This window comes from Aphanothece hegewaldii CCALA 016, from assembly GCF_003007785.1.
Taxonomy (GTDB): Bacteria; Cyanobacteriota; Cyanobacteriia; order Cyanobacteriales; family Microcystaceae; genus Chroococcus; species Chroococcus hegewaldii.
Map to the genome: position 1 here is coordinate 1 of NZ_PXOH01000073.1, position 7,207 is coordinate 7,207.

11 protein-coding genes and 1 pseudogene are annotated in these 7,207 nt (G+C 36.7%); 4 read left to right on the top strand and 8 right to left on the bottom strand.

Annotation, left to right across the window (positions count from 1 at the left end; genetic code table 11):
* Window positions 1-424 precede the first annotated feature (424 nt).
* The 6 genes from C7H19_RS24615 to C7H19_RS24640 all read right to left on the bottom strand — a co-directional run bounded on the left by C7H19_RS24615 (window position 425) and on the right by C7H19_RS24640 (window position 3,856).
* Window positions 425-583: a Mo-dependent nitrogenase C-terminal domain-containing protein gene (locus C7H19_RS24615; RefSeq protein WP_106459544.1), complete on the bottom strand. Its 159-nt coding sequence runs from the start codon at window positions 581-583 to the stop codon at window positions 425-427.
* Between the two features lie 105 nt (window positions 584-688).
* Complete coding sequence (locus C7H19_RS24620) at window positions 689-1,009, bottom strand: hypothetical protein (protein ID WP_146136594.1); 321 nt, start codon at window positions 1,007-1,009, stop codon at window positions 689-691.
* Window positions 996-1,586, bottom strand: a complete 591-nt coding sequence (locus tag C7H19_RS24625) for a transposase (protein ID WP_181280742.1) — start codon at window positions 1,584-1,586, stop codon at window positions 996-998. Before C7H19_RS24625 ends, C7H19_RS24620 begins: the two co-directional genes overlap by 14 nt.
* Window positions 1,587-1,672: 86 nt before the next feature.
* Window positions 1,673-1,915, bottom strand: coding sequence for a hypothetical protein (locus C7H19_RS24630; protein ID WP_106459547.1), 243 nt, complete (start codon window positions 1,913-1,915; stop codon window positions 1,673-1,675).
* 103 nt (window positions 1,916-2,018) lie between these two features.
* Window positions 2,019-3,596 carry a CARDB domain-containing protein gene (locus tag C7H19_RS24635; protein WP_106459548.1) on the bottom strand — a complete coding sequence of 526 codons (1,578 nt, stop codon included), beginning with the start codon at window positions 3,594-3,596 and terminating at the stop codon, window positions 2,019-2,021.
* Window positions 3,597-3,610: 14 nt separating this feature from the next.
* Window positions 3,611-3,856 carry a hypothetical protein gene (locus tag C7H19_RS24640; protein WP_106459549.1) on the bottom strand — a complete coding sequence of 82 codons (246 nt, stop codon included), beginning with the start codon at window positions 3,854-3,856 and terminating at the stop codon, window positions 3,611-3,613.
* Window positions 3,857-3,983: 127 nt separating this feature from the next.
* On the opposite strand from C7H19_RS24640, the gene C7H19_RS24645 reads away from it, so the two are divergent.
* From C7H19_RS24645 to C7H19_RS24655, 3 genes and pseudogenes are all read left to right on the top strand, one after another.
* On the top strand, window positions 3,984-4,289 hold the full coding sequence (locus C7H19_RS24645) for a hypothetical protein (protein ID WP_106459550.1): 306 nt from the start codon (window positions 3,984-3,986) through the stop codon (window positions 4,287-4,289).
* Entirely contained in the window at window positions 4,286-4,771 is a 486-nt protein-coding gene (locus C7H19_RS24650; RefSeq protein ID WP_106459551.1) for a lysozyme family protein, read from the top strand. Before C7H19_RS24645 ends, C7H19_RS24650 begins: the two co-directional genes overlap by 4 nt.
* Before the next feature lie 456 nt (window positions 4,772-5,227).
* Window positions 5,228-5,395: pseudogene (locus C7H19_RS24655) on the top strand (type I restriction-modification enzyme R subunit C-terminal domain-containing protein); the annotation flags it as partial.
* A 100-nt stretch (window positions 5,396-5,495) separates the two neighbouring features.
* Here the strand turns inward: C7H19_RS24655 and C7H19_RS24660 are convergent.
* Window positions 5,496-5,708, bottom strand: coding sequence for a CRISPR-associated protein Csx3 (locus tag C7H19_RS24660; RefSeq protein WP_106459553.1), 213 nt, complete (start codon window positions 5,706-5,708; stop codon window positions 5,496-5,498).
* 212 nt (window positions 5,709-5,920) lie between these two features.
* On the opposite strand from C7H19_RS24660, the gene C7H19_RS24665 reads away from it, so the two are divergent.
* Window positions 5,921-6,211: a hypothetical protein gene (locus C7H19_RS24665; RefSeq protein ID WP_106459554.1), complete on the top strand. Its 291-nt coding sequence runs from the start codon at window positions 5,921-5,923 to the stop codon at window positions 6,209-6,211.
* 87 nt (window positions 6,212-6,298) lie between these two features.
* Here the strand turns inward: C7H19_RS24665 and C7H19_RS24670 are convergent, their stop codons facing one another.
* Window positions 6,299-6,886, bottom strand: coding sequence for a 3'-5' exoribonuclease domain-containing protein (locus C7H19_RS24670; RefSeq protein WP_106459555.1), 588 nt, complete (start codon window positions 6,884-6,886; stop codon window positions 6,299-6,301).
* Window positions 6,887-7,207: the final 321 nt, after the last annotated feature.

Sequence of the window (7,207 nt, forward strand, 5' to 3'; positions counted from 1 at the left end):
AATTTTTACCTACTAGCAACAACTAGAGCCACTAAAAGCTTACCACAAATATACAATTAATTATGCATTGTTACTTACCCTCAGTGGAGCGAAGGTAGGAGACAGCGAAAATAAGATTAAATCGCTTTATGCGGGTCAGATTTAAGTAGAACCCCATGAATACGAACCACTTGGACATTATCTAATTTTTGTGCCGCAAGAGCTTCAAGAGCAAAGCTACCGTGTCCTTTTCAAGACAGATGGCAAAAAAGTGACTCGTTGGCGGGTCGGAAAACTCCCAGAAGTGCTGTGGGTTGAGGGGTGTGCCTAGTCAAAGAGCGAAGCTACCGTTAAAATTATTGAAAAGAGATTGATTAACCTAAGCGAAAAGGTTGCGTTTGAGGAATAGGCGTGTAATGACAATGATAGTTGGTAGCAGAAAGTTCTAACAATAACAGCGTACATCTTCACCACATTCATCTGCCAGATAATACAGTGCGCGGAATCTTAGGCTAATAATCTGTTCATAGAGAGGATTAAGCTTGCACAGAGGAGGAAGATGCACTAACCGACGACCCCATAGGGATAGCTCGCGCTCGTGCATGACATTGAGTGGGGATGACTGACGGGGTGACGAGAAGCTTAAAGGGCATTCTGTATAAGATTCATGGCTCTTAACCCCCTCTGATAAAATGGCAGTTTATTGAGATTAAGTTCCATTAATTTCTCTACGCAATCCTTCATAAATGTTTGAGAAATGATCCAGACATCGCCATACAAACAAGCGCCAAAAATGACTGTTTTTAGTCAGTGTCTGCTTAATTTTTCGTAGGCGACAGATGTATTCTTGTTGTTTTTTATGACGAATTGATTGCCCTTTTAAAGTCGAAAATGTATAGGCTATGGCGATTAATAAGACCAACCGCGTTGCTCTTTCAATTGAAGCTTGCGTGCTTTCCAAGTTATAACCACCGCTTTTACAATCTTTGAACATGGCCTCAATGCCCATACGCCTTTTATAAGATTTCACCGCTTCTATTAAGGTCGGAAGATTCGCTACTTAAATACCAAGGTTGCTCTTCAAACTTACCTCGATATTTTCTTTTCCAGTAAATCCCGATTGACCCCTGAGAAAATCCTTTTTCTTTTCTCACTTTAAGGTTTGTTAAAAAAAGTTTTGCACCAGAAGTAAACTTTAAACTATCTAGCCTTTGAAAATCTTTTCCTTTTTCCTGAATATAAGTATCTTTCTTTTGACGGAAAAGAAAATAGACTTTCCTTGAATATAGCCATTTAGCCAGCTCAACACTGTGAAATTCTCTATCTCCCAACACGACCAGTTCATAACTTTTTAATAGCCTCAAAACGGGACGAATTAACGCTTGTTGTTCGACTAATTTACTGGCTCCCTTCTTATTTAAAAATTGCCAGTAAATCGGAATCGCTCTTTTTTCAATAATCACTGCTATCGTCAACAAGTTTTTGTTACTCCACTGCGTTCTATCTATCGCTAAATATAATCTTTCTCCTTTCTTAAATTTTAACTTGATTATCTCTTCAATCAAGGGCAGCCAGATTAATGTTACTGACATAACTGGTAGTTTCAAAAACCTTTGAATATGCCGACGGACGTAGAACGAACTCAAAAATAAGGGAGCTTTCATCTTCATAGATTACTTATTTATTTAACAGACTAACCTTTTAAAAGCTCCCTTATTTTTAGGAGTATTCCTAAGCTCTCATACTTAATAGGTAAAGGGAAATAGGCAGCTAATCTCAAGGGGCTGTGTTCGCCGCCGCACGGCGAACCTTGTACGCCCCGCTCAATTTTTACTTGTTTGTGAACTTGCAGTAGCCAAACTAAAATTTCTAGAGTTAATAATTGGGCTTGACTTAATTGACTTGACAAATGAGTGCGATACAATTCAGGTAACATTATTTTCTTTTCGGTCTTGCTCAATTATCTAGATCGATTCTTTTTTACCACATTTACCGCACATTCCCTACTGCTGCTAGCTTTTAACCGCTTCGTCACCCCGTCAGGTATTTGATACATCAGCGAAGGTGGAAGCACCTAATGCGCTACTAACGGCGGCGGCGGCATTAACCACACCATAGCCTTTAGCACTCGTAAAGCTTGTTGTACCAGAATTAGCAATTGTTACTGGAACTGAAAAAGAGTTATTAGCTTCGTCACTTTCAAAGCAAGCGACTAAACCCGCATCCGCTTTAAAGATTAAATAATAAGGAGTGTTTCCGACAGGTAAGCCGCTAGGATTGATGTATAAGCTCGCTGACTCATTACGGGTTTGATTCAATGTAAGAGAACGAACTTGATGAGTACCAATCAGAATATCATTAGTACTCCAAACCGCATCAGTCGAAAGATAGAAATTAGTTTGACTTCTTTGGACTACACCACCAGTATTAGAAATGGTATAAGGAACAGTAATTAAAGAACCTGTATTAAGGGTTTGATTGCTGACATTATTTGCATTTGCGATCTTAAGATCTGGGCGTAACAACGGATTAATCGTAACCGTTACCGAACGTGTGTTATTTGCTTCATTGCTTTCTGGTGTTCCATTATAGGGATCTACCATTGCAATTAAATTATAAGTTCCAGCATTAACTTTAGTCGGATCTAGATACAGACTACGCTCTCTTAAAATTGGAACATTATAGGGAGTAGCACTCGACACCATGTGATAACCCAAGGCAATGTCAGAGCTATCAATCACATTATCCGTCGATAAGTAAAAAGTCATGTGGCTATAACTGACATTAGCAACATCAATGTTACGGATTGTGTAGGAAACATTGAGGTAACTTCCGACTGCAGCGCTACTTTGAATCGCAAACTTTTCAACCGTAAAATCGGGTTGTGGTGGGAGAGCAAAGTTAAAAGCAAGACTGGTGACGTTATTCGTCTCATTTCCCTCAGCCACTGTATTTGTACTATCGGTTATGGCAAAAAGATTGTATGTTCCAGGAGTTAAATCATCATAAATCACCAAATAATCATTGTTTTCAACACGAGTAGCACCAGCTAATAACCCCGCATCAACTGTACTGCTGGTTAACAATGTGGGATTAATATCATCAGCATTTCCTAAAATGGCATCTTTTGATACAACGTATTTAGTTAAAGAGGTTCCAGCTACGGCGTTTCCTTGATTTCTTAGGGTATAAGTTGGTACAAATCCATACCCTTTTGTCACATTATTTCCAGTACCGACGGATAAGCCAGATAAAAGGAGGTCTGGTTTATTTGAAATTCCTACAGACAAAACATTATTTAATTCGTCTTTCTTAAGAATTTTGTTTCTGCCGTCTGCCACAAGAATGAAATCATTAAACTTAGCTAAACTGCGCCATTGAGAATTAATAGATAAGCTTCCTGATATTTCCTCTCCTGATTTTAAAGGAGTAATAGAATATCCTCCAAGCCCAACATCAAAATTATCGAGAGTATCATTAGACGAACCAAATAAACGAACACGGGAAAAATAACAACAATCACCACCAATATTTTTAATCGTAAAGTTTAATTGACTTCCATCAATTGCCGCATTTTGTACAATCAAGTCTGGCAAATATAAACTATCATCAAACACAAGAAAAACTCCGTTTAATTGCTCTCATTTTCTGAATCGGAATTACGCCCTGGTAGCCATCTCGGTGTGTACATTTTTGAATTTTCCGCATGAAAATCCATCATTACCAACGCAGACGACGCTATTGCACCAGCAATATTTAGCCAATCACTTAAAGTAAATCTTTTTCGCTCTAACTCTTCTAACTTGGGTTCAACCGCTAAAAAAAGAGTAAAAACAACACCCCAAAAAGCACGAGTTAAAAACAAATTTTTTTTCATGTCACTCGTTGCATTACTACCTAAAATCTATTTAATAATTTCAAATTACAAATGCTCAGTGCTTTACATAAACCTCTGAGCATTTTCTAATGAGTGTTTCATCATGTGAATATAAAATCAAAAAAAAATGTTTTTTCAAAAACGCATAATTATTGATGAACCATCAACCAAAAAAACCGCCTTAGCTGATTGGCTCGGAGCGATCGCCGCCTGTTTTGGGATCATCATTTCGCTCCTGACTGGTGTCATGCACTTAGATGGCAGAATATTACAAATAGAAGGGCAAAATCAGAGAATTCAAGACGATCTAGGCGAACTCAAACAATCGATCAATCAAAATGTCTATCCTCGGAAAGAAGCCGAACTACAACAGCAAATTGAAGAAGCAAAATTAAACTCAATTGATAAACGACTATCAGAACTTGAAAAATGAAACTTATTTCCATCCCCACAAATTACGCTCAAGATATTCGCAAAATATCAGACCTTGAACTGATCAAAAACATACAACAGAATTTAGTATCTACAGGCTATCTTTCTAATCAATCTGAAATTGACGGGATCATTGGCCAAAAAACTATCAACGCTTTCATCAATTTTAAAAAAGATAATTATTTAGAACATCCATTTATTTTAGGAAAAACAACCGCCAACAAACTTTTAAGCCAAGCCCCATTATCTTACAAACCAAATTCCTTAAAATACGAATTAACTCCCAGACGGGAAGCAATATTAGATCTAATCCGCTACACCGAAGGAACAGATCGATCAGTTGATGACAAAGATACAGGATTTAACATCATTTTTTCGGGACGAACCTTTAAAGATTACAGCAAACATCCAGACATTCTTATAAAAGCAAATGGACTCGCATCAACAGCCGCAGGTGCTTATCAGTTCCTTGACTCGACCTAGAGAACTGTAAGTGAAGCCTTAAAACTGCCAGACTTTTCGCCACGCTCTCAAACTCAAGCAGCCCTCTGGCTAATCGACAAAAAGCGGAAATCATTAAAATATGTAGATCAAGGCAATCTTTATCAGTTTTGCGTTGAATGCTCTTGGGAATGGGCAAGCATCCCAAATCCTTTAACAAATCAAGGCCGATATGGACAACCCATCATAAAATATCAAAAATGCGTAGAACTATACAACAGATATTACGCGATCGCTTTAGAACAATACGCTAGTTAGCATTTTAAAGTGCTTTAACGCAAATCCATTTTAGTGATGCCAAATCGACAAAACCCTTATACAGCAAGCAAAAAAGTGCTTTAACGCAAATCCAGAACCTCCAAAAATCATGAATGAAGCTGATAAAAGAGCCGAATTAATAGCCTGATTTTTTGACGCTAGACAGGAAAACAGCAAGAATTTTTAGATTTTGTGCTAGATCAATACATCTGTGAAGGAGTAAGGGAACTTGATCAAGATAAATTACCTAAACTTCTAGAGTTGAAATATCACAGTATTAATGATGCTATCTCTGAACTTGGAGACATCAAGCAAATTCGAGAGGTTTTTATCAATTTCCAAGCCTAGCTATATCTAGATCAAAACCAAGTCAGTTAAATGTTTCAATGATATTGCTGTTTTGTATAGCTATCCTTTAAACTATGACCAGCAACGGTATAACTTCTCATCAAGCTTTGCTTGTACTTGATCTGACCAATTCGCCAGAAATCTGATTCCGAAACTGGACAGGGATAATGTCAGCGATCGCGACTTTTTGACTAAAAGACTCATAAACTACCGCGCCATGAAGTTTTGGTTCATAGATCGCAAACCATAAAGCTCCATTCCGATAGTGAGATACCGCATAGTTTAAAAGCCAGCCAGTATATGATTGAGACATTTGACAGGCTAATTTTAGCCCCTTGCGTCTATCAACTATGGGCAATTGGTCGCAAAATGTTCGTCATTCTGTTGGTTTTGGACTGTTAGCTGATAGATCAAAGAATAAAAGCGTAAATCCTTCGTAATCGTCTTTGTTAATATGAATCATATAGTGAGTCACTGTAACTTATACTTGTATTTTTAAAGCTACACTAAAAACAATGCAAAATTTTGCACCAAAATAAAATTCAGACACGCACAAAAGGAGAAGAGGTTTTACGCCAGCTTTATACAAAAAAACATAAAATGGGTTTAGTGACGAGAATGAAAAAAATGTCGAGAACTGCGGAATATCTTTTAATCTCTGAAAATGCGGCTAGACAAAAGGCTGAAATGCTGCATCAAGCCGCAATGAAAGAAAATCGCCCTCTAATATTCGAGTCTTTAAAAAGAGCTTCATTTGAAGCAATGGAAATGGCCATGCAGTATAAATATATTAGATTAATTTTAGAAAAAATATAAAAAAACCCCGCACAGTCAGTGCGAGAAAAAATTAACTATTCAAAATATGCCGACAAAAATTCTAAAGCCTTGTTGCCAAATATTAAATTAATCTAATTCAGACGAAGATTCAGAATATGCCGACAAAAATTCCCAAGCCATTTTTATCCATCGTGCATCTTCTAAAGCATGATGACTTTTGTTTTTTATAGGAAGTTTTGGATTGCCAAGAGAATCACACCATTGCTTAATATCACGACAATACATCGGAAAACTTTTTGGAAGATTTACCATCGACCCAAACAACTGGCAAATAACAACCCAGTCATAATCGCAATAATAGCCCCATAATTCAGGCTTCCTATCAAGCTTATAATCAATCAATTCTTCGTAAGACCATAAGTGCGTATTAATTTCTGCAGAAAGAACAAACTCAACAACTTCTTTAGCAATAGTCTTTTTATTTCTAAAGCCTTGTTGCCAAGCACTAAATTGATCTAATTCAGAGAAAGATTCAGAAATTGCAAATGGCAAATGCGGAAAAACATTTTTGATAACCCAATCATTAGCCCTACCAAAATTGCAGTCTAAATTAATCGCATAATATTCACGCCCGTTTTCAGCAACAATCCCAACAGAAATTAAATCAATAGTTTGTCCATCTTCTATAAATTCAGTATCAAGCCAATAACGCATAAAATCGCCAAAAATAAAATTAAGAACTTTATTATAATCAAAAACAAAATCAAATAAAAATAATAAATACTAAAAATCCAATTTTTGTTTCATAAAAAACAATATTAAAACCCACAGCACTTACATGGCAAGAGATTATAAAGTTTTAACTAAAGGTTCAACTTATACATTCAACTTAGTTCAACTTCTCGCCACTGAAGTTCAACTTTTAAAAACTGTTCAACCCATCACACAAAAAGGCTTCTAATCCCTCTTTTGTTAGATAAGGAAGTAAAATAGAAAAAACAACTGATGGAGAGAAGGAGTTAGAAATGGTAACTC

Coding starts and splice junctions, on each gene's coding strand:
- C7H19_RS24645 (WP_106459550.1), top strand. CDS start 3,984: ATGTTTTTTCAAAAACGCATAATTATTGATGAACCATCAACCAAAAAA.
- C7H19_RS24630 (WP_106459547.1), bottom strand. CDS start 1,915: ATGTTACCTGAATTGTATCGCACTCATTTGTCAAGTCAATTAAGTCAA.
- C7H19_RS24670 (WP_106459555.1), bottom strand. CDS start 6,886: ATGCGTTATTGGCTTGATACTGAATTTATAGAAGATGGACAAACTATT.
- C7H19_RS24660 (WP_106459553.1), bottom strand. CDS start 5,708: ATGTCTCAATCATATACTGGCTGGCTTTTAAACTATGCGGTATCTCAC.
- C7H19_RS24615 (WP_106459544.1), bottom strand. CDS start 583: ATGCACGAGCGCGAGCTATCCCTATGGGGTCGTCGGTTAGTGCATCTT.
- C7H19_RS24650 (WP_106459551.1), top strand. CDS start 4,286: ATGAAACTTATTTCCATCCCCACAAATTACGCTCAAGATATTCGCAAA.
- C7H19_RS24640 (WP_106459549.1), bottom strand. CDS start 3,856: ATGAAAAAAAATTTGTTTTTAACTCGTGCTTTTTGGGGTGTTGTTTTT.